This is a genomic window from Sphingopyxis sp. Root154 (assembly GCF_001427105.1).
Taxonomy (GTDB): domain Bacteria; phylum Pseudomonadota; class Alphaproteobacteria; order Sphingomonadales; family Sphingomonadaceae; genus Sphingopyxis.
In genome coordinates this window covers 312,071-332,418 of record NZ_LMGI01000004.1, presented here as the reverse complement: position 1 = coordinate 332,418, position 20,348 = coordinate 312,071, and the positions used below count along the sequence as shown (strand labels likewise).

The 20,348-nt window shown below is 66.2% G+C and carries 18 protein-coding genes and 2 pseudogenes; 8 read left to right on the top strand and 12 right to left on the bottom strand.

Annotated features, from left to right (window positions below):
• Nucleotides 1–81: 81 nt before the first annotated feature.
• From rplS to ASD73_RS21245, 3 genes are read right to left on the bottom strand one after another with little or no spacing between them, the layout of a single operon-like run.
• A complete protein-coding gene (gene rplS / locus ASD73_RS21255; RefSeq protein WP_037513643.1) occupies nt 82–459 on the bottom strand; it encodes a 50S ribosomal protein L19 in 378 nt (125 codons plus the stop codon).
• 5 nt (nt 460–464) lie between these two features.
• Nucleotides 465–1,202, bottom strand: coding sequence for a tRNA (guanosine(37)-N1)-methyltransferase TrmD (gene trmD / locus ASD73_RS21250; protein ID WP_056368039.1), 738 nt, complete (start codon nt 1,200–1,202; stop codon nt 465–467).
• A gap of 38 nt (nt 1,203–1,240) precedes the next feature.
• Complete coding sequence (locus tag ASD73_RS21245; RefSeq protein WP_056368037.1) at nt 1,241–1,651, bottom strand: SRPBCC family protein; 411 nt, start codon at nt 1,649–1,651, stop codon at nt 1,241–1,243.
• Between the two features lie 125 nt (nt 1,652–1,776).
• Here ASD73_RS21245 and ASD73_RS21240 point away from each other — a divergent pair, with 125 nt between their 5' ends.
• On the top strand, nt 1,777–2,361 hold the full coding sequence (locus tag ASD73_RS21240) for a bifunctional transcriptional activator/DNA repair enzyme AdaA (RefSeq protein ID WP_056368036.1): 585 nt from the start codon (nt 1,777–1,779) through the stop codon (nt 2,359–2,361).
• Here ASD73_RS21240 and ASD73_RS21235 read toward each other — a convergent pair.
• From ASD73_RS21235 to ffh, 5 genes and pseudogenes are all read right to left on the bottom strand, one after another.
• Entirely contained in the window at nt 2,358–3,296 is a 939-nt protein-coding gene (locus ASD73_RS21235; RefSeq protein ID WP_056368034.1) for a LysR substrate-binding domain-containing protein, read from the bottom strand. The two genes, ASD73_RS21240 and ASD73_RS21235, sit on opposite strands and share 4 nt — an antisense overlap.
• Nucleotides 3,297–3,649: 353 nt before the next feature.
• Nucleotides 3,650–5,167 (bottom strand): serine hydrolase domain-containing protein, encoded by a 1,518-nt coding sequence (locus ASD73_RS21230; RefSeq protein WP_056368032.1) that lies wholly within the window; start codon nt 5,165–5,167, stop codon nt 3,650–3,652.
• 114 nt (nt 5,168–5,281) lie between these two features.
• Nucleotides 5,282–5,776 carry a ribosome maturation factor RimM gene (rimM, locus tag ASD73_RS21225; RefSeq protein WP_056368030.1) on the bottom strand — a complete coding sequence of 165 codons (495 nt, stop codon included), beginning with the start codon at nt 5,774–5,776 and terminating at the stop codon, nt 5,282–5,284.
• A gap of 243 nt (nt 5,777–6,019) precedes the next feature.
• Nucleotides 6,020–6,481 (bottom strand): annotated as a pseudogene (rpsP, locus tag ASD73_RS23375) (30S ribosomal protein S16); the annotation flags it as partial.
• 40 nt (nt 6,482–6,521) lie between these two features.
• Nucleotides 6,522–7,967, bottom strand: a complete 1,446-nt coding sequence (gene ffh / locus ASD73_RS21215; RefSeq protein ID WP_200934994.1) for a signal recognition particle protein — start codon at nt 7,965–7,967, stop codon at nt 6,522–6,524.
• A 272-nt stretch (nt 7,968–8,239) separates the two neighbouring features.
• Here ffh and ASD73_RS21210 point away from each other — a divergent pair, with 272 nt between their 5' ends.
• The 7 genes and pseudogenes from ASD73_RS21210 to ASD73_RS21180 all read left to right on the top strand — a co-directional run bounded on the left by ASD73_RS21210 (nt 8,240) and on the right by ASD73_RS21180 (nt 14,671).
• Nucleotides 8,240–9,871 (top strand): putative bifunctional diguanylate cyclase/phosphodiesterase, encoded by a 1,632-nt coding sequence (locus ASD73_RS21210; RefSeq protein WP_056368024.1) that lies wholly within the window; start codon nt 8,240–8,242, stop codon nt 9,869–9,871.
• A gap of 72 nt (nt 9,872–9,943) precedes the next feature.
• A pseudogene (locus tag ASD73_RS21205) lies at nt 9,944–10,353 on the top strand (endonuclease domain-containing protein).
• A 34-nt stretch (nt 10,354–10,387) separates the two neighbouring features.
• A complete protein-coding gene (gene dapF / locus ASD73_RS21200) occupies nt 10,388–11,194 on the top strand; it encodes a diaminopimelate epimerase (protein ID WP_056368022.1) in 807 nt (268 codons plus the stop codon).
• Nucleotides 11,191–12,426 (top strand): MiaB/RimO family radical SAM methylthiotransferase, encoded by a 1,236-nt coding sequence (locus ASD73_RS21195; protein WP_056368020.1) that lies wholly within the window; start codon nt 11,191–11,193, stop codon nt 12,424–12,426. The genes dapF and ASD73_RS21195 overlap by 4 nt, the downstream gene beginning before the upstream one ends.
• Nucleotides 12,423–13,349 (top strand): signal recognition particle-docking protein FtsY, encoded by a 927-nt coding sequence (ftsY, locus tag ASD73_RS21190; RefSeq protein WP_037513628.1) that lies wholly within the window; start codon nt 12,423–12,425, stop codon nt 13,347–13,349. Before ASD73_RS21195 ends, ftsY begins: the two co-directional genes overlap by 4 nt.
• Complete coding sequence (locus ASD73_RS21185) at nt 13,346–14,017, top strand: inner membrane-spanning protein YciB (RefSeq protein ID WP_056368018.1); 672 nt, start codon at nt 13,346–13,348, stop codon at nt 14,015–14,017. Before ftsY ends, ASD73_RS21185 begins: the two co-directional genes overlap by 4 nt.
• 81 nt (nt 14,018–14,098) lie before the next feature.
• Nucleotides 14,099–14,671, top strand: a complete 573-nt coding sequence (locus tag ASD73_RS21180; RefSeq protein ID WP_056368017.1) for a urate hydroxylase PuuD — start codon at nt 14,099–14,101, stop codon at nt 14,669–14,671.
• A gap of 139 nt (nt 14,672–14,810) precedes the next feature.
• On the opposite strand, the gene ASD73_RS21175 is transcribed toward ASD73_RS21180, so the two are convergent.
• The 4 genes from ASD73_RS21175 to ASD73_RS21160 are packed head-to-tail and all read right to left on the bottom strand — an operon-like array spanning nt 14,811 to nt 20,186.
• Nucleotides 14,811–15,359 (bottom strand): gamma carbonic anhydrase family protein, encoded by a 549-nt coding sequence (locus tag ASD73_RS21175; RefSeq protein WP_056368015.1) that lies wholly within the window; start codon nt 15,357–15,359, stop codon nt 14,811–14,813.
• Complete coding sequence (locus ASD73_RS21170; RefSeq protein WP_282570895.1) at nt 15,356–17,644, bottom strand: spermidine synthase; 2,289 nt, start codon at nt 17,642–17,644, stop codon at nt 15,356–15,358. The genes ASD73_RS21175 and ASD73_RS21170 overlap by 4 nt, the downstream gene beginning before the upstream one ends.
• A complete protein-coding gene (gene hemB / locus ASD73_RS21165; protein WP_056368013.1) occupies nt 17,610–18,608 on the bottom strand; it encodes a porphobilinogen synthase in 999 nt (332 codons plus the stop codon). The genes ASD73_RS21170 and hemB overlap by 35 nt, the downstream gene beginning before the upstream one ends.
• Nucleotides 18,609–18,668: 60 nt before the next feature.
• Entirely contained in the window at nt 18,669–20,186 is a 1,518-nt protein-coding gene (locus tag ASD73_RS21160) for a M23 family metallopeptidase (protein WP_235534634.1), read from the bottom strand.
• Nucleotides 20,187–20,348 lie beyond the last annotated feature (162 nt).

Below are 20,348 nucleotides of genomic sequence, written 5' to 3'. Positions count from 1 at the left end.
AAAGAAAACGACCGGCTCTGCCTGTTGGCGGAACCGGTCGTTTTTGAAAGCTGTTTCGGCTTTGTAGAGGAGAAGCTCTCCTTAGCCTTCGCCGGCTTCCGACCGGTATTCGCGGCGCTCCGCAATACGCGCCGATTTACCAGTGCGGCCACGAAGATAGTAAAGCTTCGCACGACGCACGGCACCCTTGCGGATGACGGTAATGCTGTCGATGTTGGGCGAGTACAGCGGGAACACGCGCTCGACACCTTCGCCGAACGACATTTTGCGCACGGTGAAGTTGGAGCCCATGCCCTTGTTCGAGCGTGCGATGCACACGCCCTCGAAATTCTGGACGCGGGTGCGTTCGCCTTCGACCACCTTCACGCCGACTTTCAGCGTGTCGCCGGGGCGGAAGGTCGGAATGGTCTTTGCCGCTTTGGCAATTTCTTCGGCTTCGATCGTCTGGATGAGGTTCATGTCCTCTAGTCCTTTTCTTGTCGCCGCGCGCCAGAGGCAGGTCGGTCCCGAGCATCGACATGACGCTCCCAAAGGTCCGGCCTGCGTAACCGTGTGTCGATCTCCGCCTGGTGTTTCCGCCAGGCCGCGATCTTCGCATGATCCCCCGATCGCAGCACTTCGGGGATCGTGCGCCCTTCCCAATTTACGGGCCGGGTATAGTGCGGATATTCGAGCAAACCGTTTTCGAACGATTCGTCGTCACCGCTTGAAGCCGCGCCCATTACGCCGGGAAGCAGCCGAATGCAAGCGTCGAGCAGCAACAGCGCCCCCATCTCGCCGCCCGACAGGATGATGTCGCCCATCGACACCTCTTCGATCGGCCGCGCCTCGAAAATCCGCTCGTCGAATCCCTCGAACCGGCCGCAGAGGATGATCGCGCCCGGACCCGCCGAAAGCTGGCGCACGCGCGCCTGCGTGATCGGGGTGCCGCGCGGGGTCATCGCGAGGATCGGGAGGCCCGGATGCGCCGCCACCGCATGGTCGATCGCGGCGCCGAGCACATCGGCCTTGAGCACCATGCCCGCCCCGCCGCCCGCGGGCGTGTCGTCGACGGTGCGGTGCTTGTCGGTCGCAAAATCGCGGATCTGCACCGGCGCGCAATGCCATGTCCCGCTTTCGAGCGCGCGCCCCGCCATGCTGTGCCCCAGCGGGCCGGGGAACATGTCGGGATAGAGTGTCAGGGGGACGGCGGTGAAGGGCATATATCCCCATGCCGCTCACCGACCCCGCTTGGCAAGCGTCAGCTGTCGACGCGCACGCGTTCCATATGCGCCTTCATGCGCGCCAGCCCCTCTGCCATCATCGGCGCGACCTGCTGCGCGAGCGCATCGGGCAAGATGTCGGCGGTCCAGCGCACGCGCGCGCCGCCTTCGGCCTCGGCGACTTCGAGCACGCCATTATGATGCTCGAACGCCTTGATCGCCCAGACGAGGCGGCGGCGGTCGTCGTCGACCGAGACGATCGTTTCGTCGGCCACCGCGCCGTTCGCAAAGGTGACGCGGCGTACCCGCGCGCCGCCGCCTTCGATCATTTCGGTGGCGGCGACGAACCCCGGGACGAGCCGGTCGTGAAGCCGGCCGACGTCGCGCGCGGCCTCCCAGATCGTGCCGGGATCGGCGGCAATGAAGATGTCGTGGTGGATCGAGGCCATCGGGCTTGCTCCTGCTCTGGATAGGCGGCCGATGATAGCGGCGTCGCCGCACCGTCGCTGGCAGGAATCGGACGCGGTCACCGACACCCCCGGACAAGCGCGGCGGATTCCCGTATAAAGAGCGCATGACGCCGCCCGACGAACCCGACCTCGATTTCGCGCTGTGCGAACGGGTGCGCTATGCGCGCGATCCGGCCTATGACGGGATTATCTTCATCGCGGTCAAATCGACCGGCATCTATTGCCGCCCGGTCTGCCCGGTGCGCCAGCCGCTCTCGCGCAACGTCAGCTATTACCGCAGCGCGGCGGCGGCCGAGCGCGCGGGCTTTCGTCCCTGCCTTCGCTGCCGGCCGGAAACGGCGCCGCGCTCGCCGGCGTGGAACGGCACCCGCGCGACCGTCGATCGCGCGCTGCGGCTGATCGAGGACGGCGCGCTCGACGAAGCAGACGTCGAGGCGCTGGCCGGGCGGCTCGGCATCGGCGCCCGCCACCTGACGCGGCTGTTCCGCCGCCATCTCGACACCACACCGCTGGCCGCCGCGCGCACGGCGCGCATCCAGCGCGCCAAGCGACTGATCGATACCACCGACCTTGGCATGACGGACATCGCGCTGGCAGCGGGCTTTGGCAGCGTGCGGTCGTTCAATGCGGCCTTCCAGCAAGTCTATCGCCGGGCGCCGAGCATGTTGAAACGCCGCGTAAGGCGCTAGCCCGGTTCGGGCGGCGACAGCGGCTCCCATACCGCGTCGGGCAGCAGGTGGCGATCCTTCTCCATCTCGTCATGCAGCCATTCACGGAACCGCTCAATCTTGCGCACCCCGACGCGGTTGTCGCGGTGGACGAGCCACATGCCCGACGATGCCGAGACATAAAGCGTGTCGAACGGTTGGACCATGCGGCCGCTCGCGAGTTCGCCTTGCCAATAAAGCGGGGTCATCATCGCGACGCCGAAGCCCGCCTGTACCGCGCTCCCTTCCTGCAACTGGCTGTCGAGTTCGATCCCGCGCCGTGTCGACGCCGGCGGCGTCGCGACCCCGGCCAAGGCGAACCAGTCGGTCCACCAGCTGTCGTTCGGCGCGAGCCGCTGGACGCGCAGGAGGTCGGCCGGCTCGCGAATGGCATGTTCTTCGATAAACGCCGGCGAGGCGATCGGCGCGAGATATTGGCGCATCAGGAAATCGCTGCGCAGCCCGGGCCAGACGCCCTTGCCGATGCGGATCGCGACATCGACGTTTGAGGCGTCGAAATCGATGAGGTCGTTGCTCATCGCCATGCGCACCGCGAGCTCGGGATATTCGAGCTGGAAGCTGCCGATGCGCGCGCTGAGCCAGGTGCCGCCGAAGCTGGTCGCGGCGTTGATCGTCAGCACATCGGCCTCGTCGCTGCCGAGCGCGGCGAAGGCGTCGCCCATCGTCGCGAAGGCGTTGCTGATCGCGGGGAGCAGCCGCTGCCCGGTTTCGGAGAGCCGCACGCGGCCTTTCTCGCGCACGAAGAGCGCGCGGCCGAGTCGATCCTCCAATTGGCGGATTTGATAACTCACCGCCGCCTGCGTCAGCCCCAGTTCCTCGGCGGCGCGCGAGAAATTCTGCAGCCGCCCGGCGGCTTCGAAGGTGCGTACGGCGGCGAGAGGCGGCAGGCGGGACACGCCTCCTTATAAGTACGGCTTATATCATGGTCTACGCCTTTTGTTGGCGGCGCGGTGTCGAGGGGTGCATATTCTCCTCATCAAGCGAAAGGAAATGAACGATGAAAGACGAGCAGTTCATGCGCGTTTGGAATGACGGTCATGATCATTTCAGCGCCGATATCGCCCGCGGCCTCCACTGGCTCGCGACCCCGTTCCGCCGCCTCGGCGAATGGATCGCCCTGCCGAGTGCGCCCGGCGAAGACAGCGTCTTCACCCGCGCCGGGCGCGATAAGAATCCCTGCCCCTCCCCTCAAGGTCCAGGGCGAAACGGGGTGGGGCCGTCCCTTGCTAAAGGCCCCGCCCCGTCGACATCAGCGCGCTTCGGGCGGCACCACACGCAGGCGCAGCGCCTGGATCGTGACGGGCATCGTCGGTGCGAGCAGCAATATCCCGTCGAGCTTGCCCTTTTCGCAGTTGAGGCGGAAGGCGGTCGACATCGCGCCCGTCGGCGCGAGCGGTTCGTCGGTGGGACACTCCCCCACCTCAGCCTTCAGCCTCACAAATTCGGCCACCCAATTATCGGCGGAGCGGTCGAGCAGGAAGTTCATCGCGAGCTTGCCCTGAAGCGGGCCGAGATCGCCCGCAACATAAGCCGCCCTTGCCGCCGCATAGGCATCCGCCACCGCCGGTGACACCGGGACGGTGCGCGTTTCGAGCAGCCCCGCCTTGTCCATCAGGGCCGCGGTGTCCCATGCGGGGCCCGACGGGCCAGCGTAAGTGCGGTTCGACAGCGCGAACACGCCGACGCCGTGATCGGGCATCAGCATGACATGGCTGCCATAGCCCGGATAACCGCCGCCATGCGCGAGCGTCAGGCCAAGGTCGCAGTCCTGCGCGACGCGCCAGCCCATGCCGTAAGCGCTCGACAGCTTGCACGCGTCGGCGCCGCTCGCTCCGGTGCGATTGACCACCGCGGTGAAATTCAGCCCCTGCGCTATTTCGCGCACCGTCGCGCGCTTGACCGGCCCGGTGTCGGGATCGTCACGCGCGGGCCAGGCCGCGAGCAGGAAGGCGACCCATTTGGCATAGTCGTTCGCGCTGACTTGCAGCCCGCCCATCGCGTTGAACGCCCCGTCGACCATCTCAGGCTCGGCGGTCCATTTCTCATTTTCCCAGCGATAGCCAAGCGCGTAGCGCGCCTTCGGCGCTTTGGGCGCGTCGAAGCCGCTGCTCGTCATGCCAAGCGGGGTCAGGATCGCCTTCCGGACATAGGCCGTGTATGGCATTCCCGACGCATTGCTGACGATCCGTCCGAGCAAGGCATATCCGAAATTCGAATATTCATGTTGGCTCTGCGGCACGCGGCTGAACGGCACGCCCGCCGCGATCATCCGGGTGAAATCCTCCTGCGGCAGCACCTGCTGGCGGTCGCCCCACGGATCGTCGGTGACGAAACCGCCGACATGCTGGAGCAGGTCGCGCACCCGGATGCGCGGGCTGTCCTTGGTCGGATAGGTCCAGCCCTTCATTTCTGGCACATATTGTTCGGCGAGGTCATCGAGGCGGAGCTTGCCGTCGTCGCGCAGCTTCAGGATCGACAGCGCAGTGAACGCCTTGGTCATCGAGGCGATGCGGAACAGGCTGTCGGGGGTGACGGGGCGCTTGTCGGTGACATTCTGGACGCCAAGGCCCTTCACATAGGCAAGCTTGCCGTCCTTGACGACGCCATAGACCACCCCGGGGACATGCTGATCGGACTGGAATCGGGCGAAAAGCGCGTCGATTTCGGGAGCGAGCTTGTCGAGGGTTTTGGGAGCCGTGTCCTGGGCGGTGACAGGGGGCGCAACGGCCAGTGCTGCCGCGAGAAGGAGACCAAATCTTGCGCGCATCAAAACCTCCGTTCGTGCTGAGCTTGTCGAAGCACTGTTCTTCCTTCGCAACATAGAAAGGAAGAGCAGCCCTTCGACAAGCTCAGGGCGAACGGATTTTGATGGGAGGCGGTTTTACTCGACGAACGCCGCGTTCACGGTCACGCCGTCGTCGTTCCACACCGGCACCGCCTGTGCGGTCATCGGCACCATGAAACGTTTGCGATCGGGCTTCTCGATTTCGAGGATGTCGCCCGCGCCGAAATTCTCGATCGCGGCGACATGGCCGATGGCCGTGCCGTCGGTCGACACGCACGGCAGGCCGAGCAGATCGTGGTGATAATATTCGCCCTCGCCCAAGGGCGGCAGCGCCGAGCGCGGGACGGTGAGCAGGGTGCCGCGCAGCGCTTCCGCGCCGCTGCGGTCGGTGACTTCGGCAAAGGTCGCCACCGCGCCCTGATTGGCGGGGCGCACCGATTTCAGGGTCAGCTTGCGGTCGCCGGCCTCTAAAACGGAAAAGGCGCGGAGAGCATCCGCGCCTTCGCCAAATAATTTGAGACGCACCTCGCCCCGTACCCCATGCGCGCCGGCGATGGCGGCGAGGGTGACGGGGCGATTCGCGTCGGCCAAGGCTTAGCCTTCGGCCTTTTCTTCGCCAGCTTCTTCAGCGGGCGCTTCTTCAGCAGCAGCTTCTTCAGCAGCGGGAGCAGCCGGGGCTTCTTCGGCCGGGCCGCCTTCGGCAGCCTGTTCGGCCATCGCGGTGGCGTCGTCCGCGGTTGCGTCGGCCGGGGTTTCGTCGGCAACGGCTTCAGCAACGGCTTCGGCGGTCGCTTCGCTCTTCACCGAGCCGGTTGCGTCCGATTCAGCGGCAGCGGGGGCGGCTGCTTCTTCGGCCACGACTTCTTCAGCGGCAGTTTCTTCAGCCGGAGCGGCTGCTTCGACCGCTTCGGGCTCGGGTGCCGGAGCGGCGGCGGCAGCTGCTGCGGCTTCTTCGGCGTCAGCCAGCTTCTGGGCCTTTTCTTCGGCGCGTTCCTTGGCCTTTTCGCCCGGGACAGCCTTGTTCGGGTTGTTGCGTGCGGCGCGTTCGAGGACGCCAGCGGCGTCGAGGAAGCGGGCGACGCGGTCGGTCGGCTGCGCGCCAACCGAGACCCAATGCTTCGCGCGGTCGGCGTCGAGCTTGATGCGCTCGGGATTGTCCTTGGCGAGCAGCGGGTTGTAGCTGCCGATACGTTCGATGAAGCGGCCGTCGCGCGGGCTGCGCGAATCGGCGACGACGATCTTGTAATAAGGACGCTTTTTCGAACCGCCGCGTGCGAGGCGAATGGAGGTTGCCATGATATTTTCCTTTTACTTCTAAACTGAAATTCGGGTTTAATTACTTCTTTTTATTCATCAAATTTGCGAGCTCGGGCGGCATCGATCCGCCTCCACCGAGACCGGGAAGGCCACCGCCACCCATACCGCCCATTCCGGGAATGCCGCCGCCCTTGCCGAACAGCGCGCCGAGGCCCTTGAGCCCGCCCATCTTGCGGATCTTCTTCATCGCGGTCGCCATTTCCTGGTGCATCTTCAACACTTTGTTGACCTGCTGGACCGTCGTGCCCGAACCGTTGGCGATGCGAATCTTGCGCTTCGCGGTCAGGATTTCGGGCTTCGCGCGTTCCTTGGGGGTCATCGACCCCATGATCGCGTCGAAATGGACGAGCATCTTGTCGTCGGCACCGCCCTGCGCCGCGGCGACCTGCGCCTTCTTGATCCCGGGGATCATGCCCGCCAGCGCGCCAAGGCCGCCCATGCGGCGCATCTGATTGAGCTGGGTGCGCAAATCGTTGAGGTCGAACTGGCCCTTGGCCATCTTCGCCGCCATCGCCTCGGCCTCTTCGGCCTGGATCGTCTCGGCGGCGCGCTCGACGAGGCTGACGACGTCGCCCATGCCGAGGATGCGGCCCGCGATGCGCGACGGCTGGAAGAGTTCGAGCCCGTCGAGCTTTTCGCCCGTGCCCGCGAACTTGATCGGCTTGCCGGTGACGGCGCGCATCGAGAGCGCGGCACCGCCGCGCGCGTCGCCGTCCATGCGGGTGAGCACGACGCCGGTGAGCGGCACCTGATCGGTAAAGCGCTGCGCGACCTGCACCGCGTCCTGCCCGGTCAGGCTATCGACGACGAGCAGGGTTTCGGCCGGGTTCGCCGTGCGCGATACCGCCTGCATCTCGTCCATCAGCTGCTGATCGACGTGGAGGCGGCCCGCGGTGTCGAGCATCAGGACGTCATAGCCCTGAAGCTTCGCTGCCTGCATGGCGCGCTGCGCGATCTCGACCGGCTGCTGCCCCGCGACGATCGGCAGCGTCGCGACGTCGATCTGGGTGCCGAGGACGGCGAGCTGTTCCTGCGCGGCGGGGCGATTGACGTCGAGCGACGCCATCAGCACCTTCTTGCGCTCTTTTTCCTTGAGCCGCTTCGCGATCTTCGCGGTCGTCGTCGTCTTACCCGAGCCCTGCAGGCCGACCATCATGATCACGGCGGGCGGGGTGACGGCGAGTTCGAGCTCGGCGGTTTCGGAACCGAGCATTTCGGTCAGCGCGTCGCTGACGATCTTGACGACCTGCTGCCCCGGGGTGACCGAGCGAAGGACATTGGCGCCGATCGCGAGGTCGGTGACCTGATCGATGAAGCTGCGCACGACGGGCAGCGCGACGTCGGCCTCGAGCAAGGCGATTCGCACTTCGCGCATCGCGGCGCGCACGTCGGCCTCGGTCAGCGCACCGCGACCGCGGAGCTTTCCGAAAACATCGCCAAGCCGGTTGCTCAGACTATCGAACACAGCCAAAATCCTTGCCTACAACGCCCGCAACGCAAAACACGCCGGTGAGCGAAACCTCGCCAACCAGCGGTATCCGTGGACAGTGTTTCCGTCGCGGATGTCGATATGCCCGAACGCAAAATGCGCGCGGACGCGGCGGCCTTTACGCAAAAGCGCCGCCGAAAGCAAGCGGCGGGCCGTCCTGCCCCCGCGAACGGCGCGGCTGCGGTGCACTTAACCCAAATTTCACCGCTTTGCCCGCATAGAGCCCGTAAGGGTGGGATAAAATTCATATGACATCGACGCCGAAGCCATTCGACCGCAGCGAGGGCGCGAAACGCGACATCATCGCCGGCGGCATCGTTGTCGCCGCCATTCTGCTGTTCGTGGGGACGGGCAGTAATGTGATGCAGGCGGCCGTCCGCGCTCTCATCGGCATCGGCGGCGGCCCCGACCGCGCGCTGGCGACGGCGGTCATCCTCAATGTCGCGCTGATTCTCTTCGGCTGGCGCCGTTACAAGGATCTCAACCGCGAAATCCTCGAGCGCACCGAGGCCGAGCAGCGCGCGCGCTACCTCGCCGACACCGACCCGCTAACGGGCTTTCTCAATCGCCGGGCCCTGCTCGCGACGGGGCAGCGGCAGATCGCGAATGCGATCGCCGAAAAGCGTCAGGTCGCGCTGTTCCTGCTCGATCTCGACCATTTCAAGACCGTCAACGACATCCACGGCCATGTCGCGGGCGACCGCGTGCTGCAGGTTGCCGCCGACCGCATCTCGGCCGTGCTGCCGCCCAATGCCACCAAGGCGCGGCTCGGCGGCGACGAGTTCGTCGCGATGCTGGTGTTCGAGCCCGCGGCGCGCGCCGATATCGACGCGCTGGCCGCCGAGCTCGTCATGGCGCTCGACAATAATGTCACGCATGACGGGCAGCAGATCCGCGTCGGCGCGTCGCTCGGCATATCGCTCGCCAGCGACGCCAGCGTCACGATGGAGACGATGGTCCGCCAGGCCGACATCGCGATGTATCATTGCAAGGACGAGGGCCGGAACCGCTTCTGCTGGTTCGAGGCCGGGATGGAGATGGCCGTACAGGTCCGCAACCAGATCGAAACCGGCATTCGCGACGGCATGCCGCGCGGCGAGTTCGTCCCGCATTTCGAACCGCAGGTCGACATCGCCAGCGGCCGCCTGATCGGCTTTGAAATGCTGATGCGCTGGGAATCGCCCGAATATGGTATGATCCCGCCTGAACGCTTCATCCCGGTCGCCGAGGAAAGCGGCCTGATCGGCGAATTGTCGCTCCAGGTGATCCGCGAGGCGATGGAGACCGCCAAACGCTGGGACCCGTCGATCATGCTCGCGGTCAATATCTCGCCGCAGCAGCTGAAGGATCCGTGGTTCAGCCAGAAGCTGACCAAGCTGCTCGTCGAGGTCGGCTTCCCGGCGAGCCAGCTCGAGGTCGAGATTACCGAAAGCTCGCTGTTCGAGAATCTGCCGCTGGTGCGCTCGATCGTCACCAGCCTCAAGAATCAGGGCGTATCGCTCAGCCTCGACGATTTCGGCACCGGCTACAGCTCGCTATCGCATTTGCGCGCGCTGCCGTTCGACCGGATCAAGATCGACCGCAGCTTCGTCGCCGCAATGCGCGGCAGCCCCGATGCGCAGGCGATCGTCGTCGCGATCGTGCGGCTCGGCGAAAGCCTGGCGATGCCGATCACCGCCGAAGGCGTCGAGGACGAAGCGACCGCGATCGAACTGACGCGGCTTGGCTGTTCAAAGGGGCAGGGCTGGTATTTCGGCCGCGCCTCGTCGGCCGCCGACACCGAGCGGCTGCTCGCCGAGCGCGGCCTGCTGCGCAAGCCGATGGCGCCGCCCGCCGGCCCCGATACCAGCGAAGACGCGCCGCTGCGCAAGACGGCTTAGTCCTCCCCTCCCTGCAAGGGAGGGGCTGGGGGTGGGTTGGCGAGCGAAGCTCGCCGCTCTAGTCTTCGGTCCATGCATCGCGTACCGCCGGAAATGACCGAGCGCGCCCGGCAGCTTCGGAGGGATTCCACACCAGCGGAGCGGAAACTGTGGCGCATACTCTCGCGCTATCGACCAGCGTTCACGCGGCAGCTTGTGGTGGCCACTATATTGTCGACCTTGCATGCCGGGATGCCAAGCTCGCTATCGAACTCGATGGCAGTCAACATCTCGATCAACAACAATATGACGAGAAGCGAACCGCCTATCTGGAAAGCATGGGCTGGCGAGTCATCCGGCTATGGAATTCCGAGGTGATGACCAATCCCGACGGAGCAGCGGAATATCTGCTCGCGCAGGCCGCCGAGTGCCTCGGCGGAACCCACCCCCAACCCCTCCCTTCCAGGGAGGGGAGGATCAGGAAGCCCCGGATGGTTCGCTAGACTTCGCGCCCGCGCGCCCTTACATGCGCGGACTATGGCAGACCGCTTCACCAAGATGCACGGCCTCGGCAACGACTTTGTCGTGATCGACGCGCGCGAGCGCAGCGTCGAGATAACGCCGGCGCGCGCGCATGCGATCGCCGACCGCCGGCATGGCATCGGGTGCGACCAGCTGATCCTGCTCGAACCCTCAGCCAGTGCCGATGTGAAGATGCGCATCTTCAACGCCGACGGCGGCGAGGTCGAGGCGTGCGGCAATGCGACGCGCTGCGTCGCGACGCTGATCGGCAAGCCCGCAGTGATCGAGACGCTGGGCGGCATGCTGCGCGTCACGCCCGCCGACGGCGGCGCCGAAGTCGTGCTGGGCGAACCCGAATTCGACTGGGAGCATATCCCGCTCGCGATGCCTATGGACACGCGCGACATGCCGGTCGCGTGGGACGAGCTGGAGCATGGCGCGGGGGTCAATGTCGGCAATCCGCATATCGTCTTTTTCGTGCCCGAGGCCGATGCCGTCGCACTCGACGAGCTGGGCCCGCGGATCGAGACCGATCCGTTGTTCCCCGAGCGCGTCAACGTCAATGTCGCGAGTCTCGACGGTGAGAATCAGTTGCAGCTGCGCGTCTGGGAACGCGGCGTCGGGCTGACGCAGGCGTGCGGCACCGGCGCGTGCGCAACCGCGGTCGCCGCGATCCGCGCGGGGCTGGTCCAGTCGCCGGTGACGGTGTCGCTGCCCGGCGGCGATCTCGTCATCCGCTGGGCGCCCGGCGAGCCGATCGTGATGAGCGGCGCTGCGACGCGCGTTTACGAGGGCGAGACCGACTGGGCGCAGTTCGGATGAGCGCTTCCCTCGTCGACCGGCAAGAGGTCGTCAATTTCGGTTGCCGGCTGAACATCGCCGAGGGCGAAGGGGTTCGTGCGGCCGTCAAGGCTGCGGGCGCTCGCGACACGATCGTCTTCAACAGCTGCGCGGTAACCGACGAGGCGGTGCGGCAGGCGCGGCAAGCCGTGCGGCGCGCGCTGCGCGAGCGGCCGGGCGCCGAGGTTGTGGTCACCGGGTGCGCGGCCGAATTGGAGCGCGAGACCTTTGCCGCGATGGGTGCGCGTGTGGTGTCCAACGATGCCAAGGACCTTGCGCAGAGCTACGGCGGCGCAGTCGCGCCGGTGGCTTCGGCTTATGCTCCCGCCCTCTCCGGCGCCGATCATGCGCGCGCCTTCCTTGGTGTCCAGACCGGTTGCTCGCATAGCTGCACCTTCTGCGCGACGGTGCTGGCGCGCGGGACGGCGCGATCGGCAAGTGTCGACGCGGTCGTCGCGTCCGCGCAAACGGCACTCGACCGCGGGCAGCGCGAGATCATCCTGACCGGGGTCGATCTTGCCAGCTATGGCGATGACAGCGGCACGACATTGGCCGCGCTGGTCGAGGCGTTGCTGGCGCTGCCGGTCGAACGGCTTCGCCTCTCGTCGCTCGACCCGGACCGGATCGACGACGCGCTGTTCGCGCTGCTCACGCAGGAACAGCGTGTGATGCCGCATATCCACCTGTCGCTGCAGGCGGGCGACGATATGGTGCTGACACGCATGAAGCGCCGCCATCGCCGTGCCGACGCGGTTCGGCTGATCGAGCGATTGAAAGCCGCGCGGCCCGAGATCGCGATCGGCGCCGATCTGATCGCGGGCTTTCCGACCGAGGATGACGCGATGTTCGCGAACTCGCTGGCGCTGATCGACGATTGCGACATCGTCTTCGGGCATATCTTTCCGTACAGCCCGCGCGCCGGGACGCCCGCCGCGCGGATGCCGCAGGTCGGCCGCTCGATCGCCCGCGAGCGCGCCGCGATCCTGCGCGACGCCAATGCGCGGCGGCGGCAGGATTGGCTCGATACGCAGGTCGGTCGCACCGCATCGATGCTCGTCGAGCGCGACGGCGCCAGCGGTCATGTCGAAAATTTTGCCGCCGTGGCGCTGACCGCACCCGCGGCGCCCGGCACCATCATCGACGTGCGCCTCGGCGTGCGTGACGGCGACCGCATGATCGCCACCCAAATCGAAGCAAAGGATATCGCGGCATGACCGGCCAAAGCTGGAGCGAACGGCTGCTCGGCGGATTTCGCCGCACGTCGGAACGGCTCGGCGAAAATCTCGCCGGGCTGACCGGCAAGGCGCGGCTCGACGAGGATGATCTCGACCGGATCGAGGAGGCGCTGATAACCGCCGACCTCGGCCCCGCGATGGCCGAGCGCATCCGCAGCCGCCTCGCCGAGCGCCGCGACATCGCCGCGAACGGCACCGAGGAATTGCGCAAGGTCGTCGCCGAGGAAATCGCCGCGGTGCTGCGCCCGGTCGCCGAACCGCTCGACATCGATGCCTTCCCGCGCCCGCAGGTCATTCTGGTGATCGGGGTCAACGGGTCGGGCAAGACCACGACGATCGCAAAGCTCGCGCATCTGTTCCAGGAACAGGATTATGGCGTGATGCTCGTTGCGGGCGACACGTTCCGCGCCGCGGCGATCGGGCAACTCAAGGTATGGGCCGAACGGCTGGGCGTGCCGATCATGGCGGGACCCGAGGGTGGCGACAGCGCGGGCATCGTGTTCGACGCGGTCAAACAGGCGACCGCGACGGGGATCGACGTGCTGATCGTCGACACCGCGGGGCGGCTGCAGAACAAGCGCGAGCTGATGGACGAGCTTGCCAAGATCAAGCGCGTGCTCGGCCGCCTCAACCCCGCCGCGCCGCACGATGTCGTGCTCGTGCTCGACGCGACGACGGGGCAAAATGCGCTGTCGCAGATCGACGTGTTCCGCGAGGTTGCGGGGGTTACCGGGCTGGTGATGACGAAGCTCGACGGCACCGCGCGCGGCGGCGTTCTCGTGTCCGCGGCCGAACGCCACGGCCTCCCCATCCATGCGATCGGCATCGGTGAAACCATCGACGACCTTCGCCCGTTCGATGCGGACGAGATCGCAGGCATTATTGCAGGAAATATCCGATGAGCGACGTGCTTCCCACTGGCCCCGAGGCGGTCCCGGCACCGCCGCCGGCGAAGCATGGCTGGCTCAACTTCGTGATCGATTTCGGGCCGTTGCTCGTCTTCTTCCTCGCCTATAAATTCTCTTCGGGCGGCGAAGGCGCGTTTGCCGCGACGACCGCGGCGATCAAGGGCACGGTCGCCTTCATGGTCGCGATCGTCATCGCGATGGCGGTGTCGAAGTGGAAGCTCGGCAAGATTTCGCCGATGCTGTGGATGTCGAGCATCCTCGTCCTCGGCTTCGGCGCGCTGACCATCTGGTTCCACGACGAGCGCTTCATCGTGATGAAGCCGACGATCATCTATGGCGCCTTCGCCGCGCTGCTGCTCGGCGGATACTGGTTCAAGAAACCGATGCTCAAATATCTGCTGCAGTCGGCGCTCGAGGGGCTCACCGATCGCGGCTGGCTGCTTCTGTCGCGCAATTGGGGGCTGTTCTTCGCCGCGCTCGGTATCGCCAATCATGTGATGTACGAGATGATCCAGGCGAAGCAGATGAGTTTCGACCTGTGGCTGACGATCAAGGTCTGGGGCGTCACCGCCCTCTCCTTCCTCTTCACTTTCAGCCAGGTTCCGGTGATGCTGAAGAACGGCCTCGCCGTTCCCGAGGAAGCGGCAACCGACAAAAGTTGATGCATTTCCCCGCCGCGCTGGCATAGCTGCGTCACCGGCACCGGGTCGCACGCGGCGCCGCGATAAACAGGGGGAACTGCCATGGATAAATTTTTCGGAAACCTGCACGCGGTGTTGGGCACGGGGCTCGTGCTCGCGATCATCCTGATGCTGTGCCTGAACGGCCAGAATTTCGAGGACGGGGTCGCCGCGGGCAATGCGATCATGCGCTGGCTGCACACCTTCTTCGGCGTGCTGTGGATCGGCCTGCTTTACTATTTCAACTTCGTCCAGATGCCGACGATGCCGAAGATTCCGGCCGAGCTGAAACCCGCGGTCGGCAAGCATATCGCCCCCGCCGCGCTGTTCTGGTTCCGCTGGGCGGCGCTGGTCACCGTGCTGCTGGGCCTCGCAATCGCGGGTCATGCGAAATATCTCGCGCCTGCGCTGGGTCTTCAGGATCCGTACAAGCTGATCGGCGTCGGCATGTGGCTGGGCCTGATCATGGCGTTCAACGTCTGGTTCCTGATCTGGCCGAACCAGAAGAAGGCACTGGGCATCGTCGAAGCCGACGATGCAACCAAGGCAAAGGCCGCGCGGACCGCAATGATCTTTTCGCGGACCAACACCTTGCTGTCGATCCCGATGCTCTATGCGATGGTGAACTTCAGCTAAGCCGACTGGCGACGCTTAAAGAAAGGGCGCTTCGGAAAACCGGAGCGCCCTTTTTTTGTCCGTCGCCCCCGCGAAGGCGGGGGCCGCCATCGGCCTTACGCTACATCTCCAGCGGCCCCCGCCTTCGCGGGGGCGACGATTATTGATCGATCGCCGCCTTGTGCATGCGGCCGTTCATCACATAATGCGCGACGCCCAGTTGCATGCCGGCCGCCTGCGCATCGTCGATCTCGCGCACCCGCCGCGCGGGTGAGCCCGCCCAGAGCTCGCGGGTCGGAATTTCCTTATTTTCGGTGAGCAACGCGCCCGCGGCGAGCATCGCGTCGCTGCCGATCCGGCACCCGTTCATTACCGTTGCCTTCAGCCCGACAAAGGCGCGATCGGCGAGCGTGCAGCCATGCACCATCGCCAAATGGCCGATCAGCACATCCTCGCCGATGATCGTCGGGAAACCCTCGGGACGGTGCGGCATCGGGCCGTCGCAATGGACGACGCTGCCGTCCTGGATGTTCGAGCGCGCGCCGACGACGATGCGGCTGACGTCGGCGCGCAGCACGCAATTATACCAGATGCTGACGTCGGGCCCGATCGTCACGTCGCCGATGATGCGGCATCCCGGCGCGATAAAGGCGCTCGGGTCGATCTGTGGCGTCTTGCCATTGACGCTGATGATGCTGATGTCGGTCATTCGTCGCGGCCTCCGATGATATTCTTCCAGATCAGGACCGGCAGCGTCGATGCATAATCGTCGGTCCAGCGGGTGAAACCGGGGCGCGCGTCGAGCGGCACCCACGCGTCGAGGTCGCGCGAATCCTTGCGCGGCCTGATCCCGCCGGTCAATTGCTGCATTCGCTGCGGCGTCGCGGTCAGTGCGACCCAGTTCGATCCCGTCAGGTCGCCATATTCGTCGATCGGGCCCGGGTCCATCCGGATCGCGCTCGTCCAGCCGCGCGCCTTCGCCTCCGCCGCCAGCACCGGCTCCAGATCGAAGAAGCGGTTCGAGATATGGACGAGCAGGATCCCGTCGGGCTTCAGCGCGCGCGCATAAATGCCGATCGCTTCCTTGGTCAGCAGGTGCAGCGGGATCGCGTCGGAAGAGAAGGCGTCGATGACGATGACGTCGAAATGTCCCGCGGGCTGGTTGGCAAGTTGCAGCCGCGCGTCGCCGATGACGATCGGCGTGTCGGCGGCGCAATCGGACAGGAAGGTGAATTTCGACGGGTCACGCGCGATGTCGACCATCACCGGATCGATCTCGAAGATCGTCCAATGCTGGCCGGGCCTCCGGTAACAGGCGAGCGTGCCCGCCCCCAGCCCGACGATGCCGACCGACGCATTCGGCCCGGCGAGCGCCCCCACCTTATCGAGCGTCAGCCCGACCCCCGACTGGTGGCCATAATAGGTCGTCGGATCGCGCCGGTGCGCGGCGTCGGTGCGCTGGAGCCCGTGGAGCGTTGTGCCGTGCGCGAGGCGGCGCTGGTTCGATTGGGGATAGTCGGTGACGGTGTAGACGCCGAAATAGCTGCGCACGCGCGCGTCGGTGAAGCTTTCCTGGATCGTGTCCCAGCCGCCGACGCCGATCATCAGCAATGCGAGCACGGGCACATAGGCCCAGCGCCAGCCGATGACGAGCATGCCGATGACGAAGATCACGATGCCCCACGACGTCGTCGCGCTGTCGAGCCGGCCGGTCCAGTCGCCGACCATATGCCACGCACCGAAGGCGGCGATCGCGACGAGCGCCGCGGCCACGACACGCGCGGTTTTCGCTTCGAGTCCCAACCATTTGTCCCACGGAAGGAGCGCGGGGAGCGGCAGCAGGATCGCCGCGGCGAGGATCAGCAGCGGATGCTCATAGACCCAGTCGAAAATCAGCGGCGCGAACAGCGCCGCGAACAGCCCGCCGAGCACACCGCCCGCCGACATGATGAGATAAAAGAGCGTCAGGTGCTGCGCCGCCGGACGGAGGTGATAGAGATAGCCGTGGAGCGCGGTCGCGACGACGAACAGCATCGCGAGGCTGGCGAGTGCGACCATCATCGACCCGCCGCCCGAGCTCAATAGCCCGAGCCCGCCGACCGCGAGCAGCACGACCGGCGCGATCAGCGTGATGATCTGCGTCGGCCGCTCCATCGTCGAAAAGGCGATCACGAAGCTGAGCAGATAGAGGCCGAGCGGCAGCACCCAGAGCAGCGGCATCGCGACGATATCGGTGGTAAGATGTGTCGTCGTCGACAGCATCAGCCCCGACGGCACCGCCGCGATCAGCAGCCAGTGGAGCTGGCGGCGCAGGCTCGGGCGCGGTTCGTCGGTGATCGCGGCATGCGCCTCGGCACCGCCGTGCCAGCGCGCCGCCGCGGCCCCCGCAACGAGCAGGACGAGAAGCGCGTAACCCGCGGTCCAACCCCAGCTCTGCGCCGCGAGCGGCATCGTCGGCTCGACGAGCGCCGGATAGCTGATGAGGCCGGCGAAGCTGCCGAGGTTCGAGGCGGCATAGAGATAATAGGGATCGCCCGCGCGCGCGTCGGCAGCGAACCAGCGCTGCATCAACGGCGCCTGCGCCGAGACGACGAAGAAAACGGGGCCGATCGACGCAAGCAGCAGCAAGGGCACCCACAGCGCCTCCTGCCCCGGCCCCGGTGCCGCGATCTGGGCAATGCCGATCGGGAGCCAGAGCGCCGCGACGAGGAAGAGCGCGAGGTGGATGACCGCCTGTCGCCGCACGGTGAACCGCCCGAGCCAGTGCGCATAGGCGTAGCCGCCGAGCAGCAGCGCCTGATAGACGAGCATCGCGCTGTTCCACACCGCGGGTGCGCCGCCCAATTTGGGCAGCACCATGCGCGCGACCATCGGCTGGACAAGGAAAAGCAGGAAGCTGCCGACGAGAATCGTCAGCACGAACAGCCAGCGGCGCGGCGATGCGGAACCGATCACGCGATCAGGCGCCAAGCAGCCGTGCCGCGTGCAGCGCATGATAGCTGAGCACCCCCGAAGCCCCCGCACGGCGGAAAGCGAGCAATGTTTCGAGGACGAGCGCGTCGCGATCGCCCGCGCCCGCCGCGGCGGCCGCCTCGATCATCGCATATTCGCCCGACACCTGGTACGCGTAGACCGGCACGGCGAAATTGTCCTTCACCGCGCGGACGATGTCGAGATAGGGCAGCCCCGGCTTCACCATCACGCTGTCGGCACCCTCGGCGAGATCCTGCGCAACCTCGCGCAGTGCCTCTTCGCTGTTCGCGGGGTCCATCTGATAGGTCTTCTTGTCGCCCTTGAGCAGCCCGCGCGAGCCGACCGCGTCGCGGAACGGACCGTAAAAGGCCGACGCATATTTGGCGGCGTAGCTCATGATCTGGACATGGCCGAAACCCTCGGCCTCCAGCGCCTGCCGGATCGCGCCGATGCGGCCGTCCATCATGTCGCTGGGCGCGATGATGTCGGCGCCGGCGCGCGCCTGGTTGAGCGCCTGCCCAATGAGCACCTCGACCGTCTCGTCGTTGAGGACATAGCCCGCATCGTCGATCAGCCCGTCCTGCCCGTGGCTGGTATAGGGGTCGAGCGCGACGTCGGTAAGGATACCGATTTCGTCGCCGAGCGCCTGCTTGATCGCGGCGGTCGCACGGCACATCAGATTATCGGGGTTGAGCGCCTCGCCGCCATCCGCGCTGCGCCGGTCGGGCTGCGTATAGGGAAAGAGCGCGAGGCACGGGATGCCCGCGGCGACCGCGTCCCGCGCGCGTTCGACGAGCAGGTCGACCGACCAGCGCGATACGCCGGGCAGGCTGGAAATCGGTTCCTCGGTGCCCGATCCGTCGGCGACGAAGAGCGGCCAGATCAGGTTTGCGGGCGAAAGCTGGGTTTCGCGCACCATCGCGCGGCTCCAGCCGGTGCGGCGGGTGCGGCGCAGGCGCAGGTCGGGGAAAGCGGCTTGGGTCATGCGGGGTGCATAGCGGCGCTTGGCCGCGGGGCAAATGGATATTGCCGCTTCAGTGCGGGGTCAGATTCCGTCGCCCGCGCGTTTCGAGGCGACATCGGCAAGGCTGCCGAGCTTTGGCCCCTCGACCTGTTTCGGTGCAATCGGGCTCAGTGCGGCGCCGGGCGCGATCGACGTCAAAGACCGGATGCGGGCGCGGAAATCGGCGAGCGCCTTGCCTTCGAGCAGCGCGCGCGTGACGAAGGTCACCGACGACGGATTCACCGCGCGGCCGTTGCGATAAAGCTCGTAATGGAGATGCGGACCGGTCGAGAGGCCGGTCGAGCCGATATAGCCGATCACCTGCCCGCGACGCACGCGCTGGCCTGAGCGCACCGCGATGCGGCTCATATGGCCATAGCCGGTGCCGAGGCCATTGCCGTGATTGAGTTTCACATAATTGCCGAAGCCGCCGTGTCGGCCAGCGATCGTCACCACGCCGTCGGTGACGGCATAGATCGGCGCGCCATAACCGCCGCCGAAGTCCATACCGCTGTGCATGCGCTTATAGCCGAGGATCGGGTGGCGCCGCATGCCGAAGGTCGAGGTCACGCGGCCGTTCGTCGGCCGCGCCATGCCGCCGCGCTGTTCGCCGACGCCCGATGCCTCGAACCACTGGACGCGGCCGTCGACATTCCATTCGAGCATCGAAAGTTTCGATTTTCCGCCGCGGATCAGCCCGGCGTAGAGCAATTTGCCCGTCTCGCTTTCGCCCGTTTCGGCGCGGCGGTAATCGACGATGATGTCGAACTCGTCACCGGCGCGAATATCGCTGCCGACCGAAATCTGTTTGCCGACGACTCGCAGGTACGACTGGATCGCCTGCGGCGGTGCGCCGGCGGCTCGCGCCGAGCGATAGAGGCTGTCTCCGACCCTTCCGCGAATCCGCAGCGGGGTCGCGTCGACTGCGATCGGGATGCGCCGCATGACAAGCTGGCCGCCCTGTCGCTCCATTTCGATACGCAGGTCGAAACGCGCACGCATCGCGAGCGCCTCGACCGGGCGCGGCATCGTGCGCGCGGCGCGGCGGCCGAGGATCAGGTCGATGCGCGTGCCCGGCGCGATGTCGGCGAGCGGCACCGCGCCCGACACTTGCTTGGCGAGCGCCTGCGCCTCGCTGCTGCCAACGCCCGAGCGTTCGAGCAGGCGGGCGAAGCTGTCGCCGCTACCCAGCGTTGCGGTGAGCTCGATCTGCGGGCGTTCGGGGGTTTGCGTCAGCGGGCGGACGGCGTCGGTTGCCGCCATATGGCGCCCGGTGTCGCCGCCGAATGCGAGCGGCACGATCATCTGCGCGCGCGCTTCGTTGAAATCGGCCGCGTCGAGCGCGGGGGTGCCGCCGACTTCGAGCGGCTGGATTCCGGGGAAGGTCGCGATCGCGGTTCCGCACAGCAGGGTTAATGTCGCAAGACCCCGCCACCATTCGGCCGAACCGATATTGTCGCCAAGGTCAGGAACGAGGTCGAGCTGCGCCAGCCGGTCACGCCAGCCGAGATGCTGTTCGGCATCGGAATCGGCACGCCGCAGCGGGATCGCTTGCGACATCGTGAGGGCGGCCGCGTTGCCGGACATCCCCGCGATGGGTTCGTGACGCTGAAACAAATTGCAACCCCCGCTCGGCCAGCCTCCCAAGTCCCAGCTGCCGAATGATGTTTTCGAGGCGTTGTCTGTAAAGAAAGGTCGTTAAAGTCAATTTAATGGCGGATT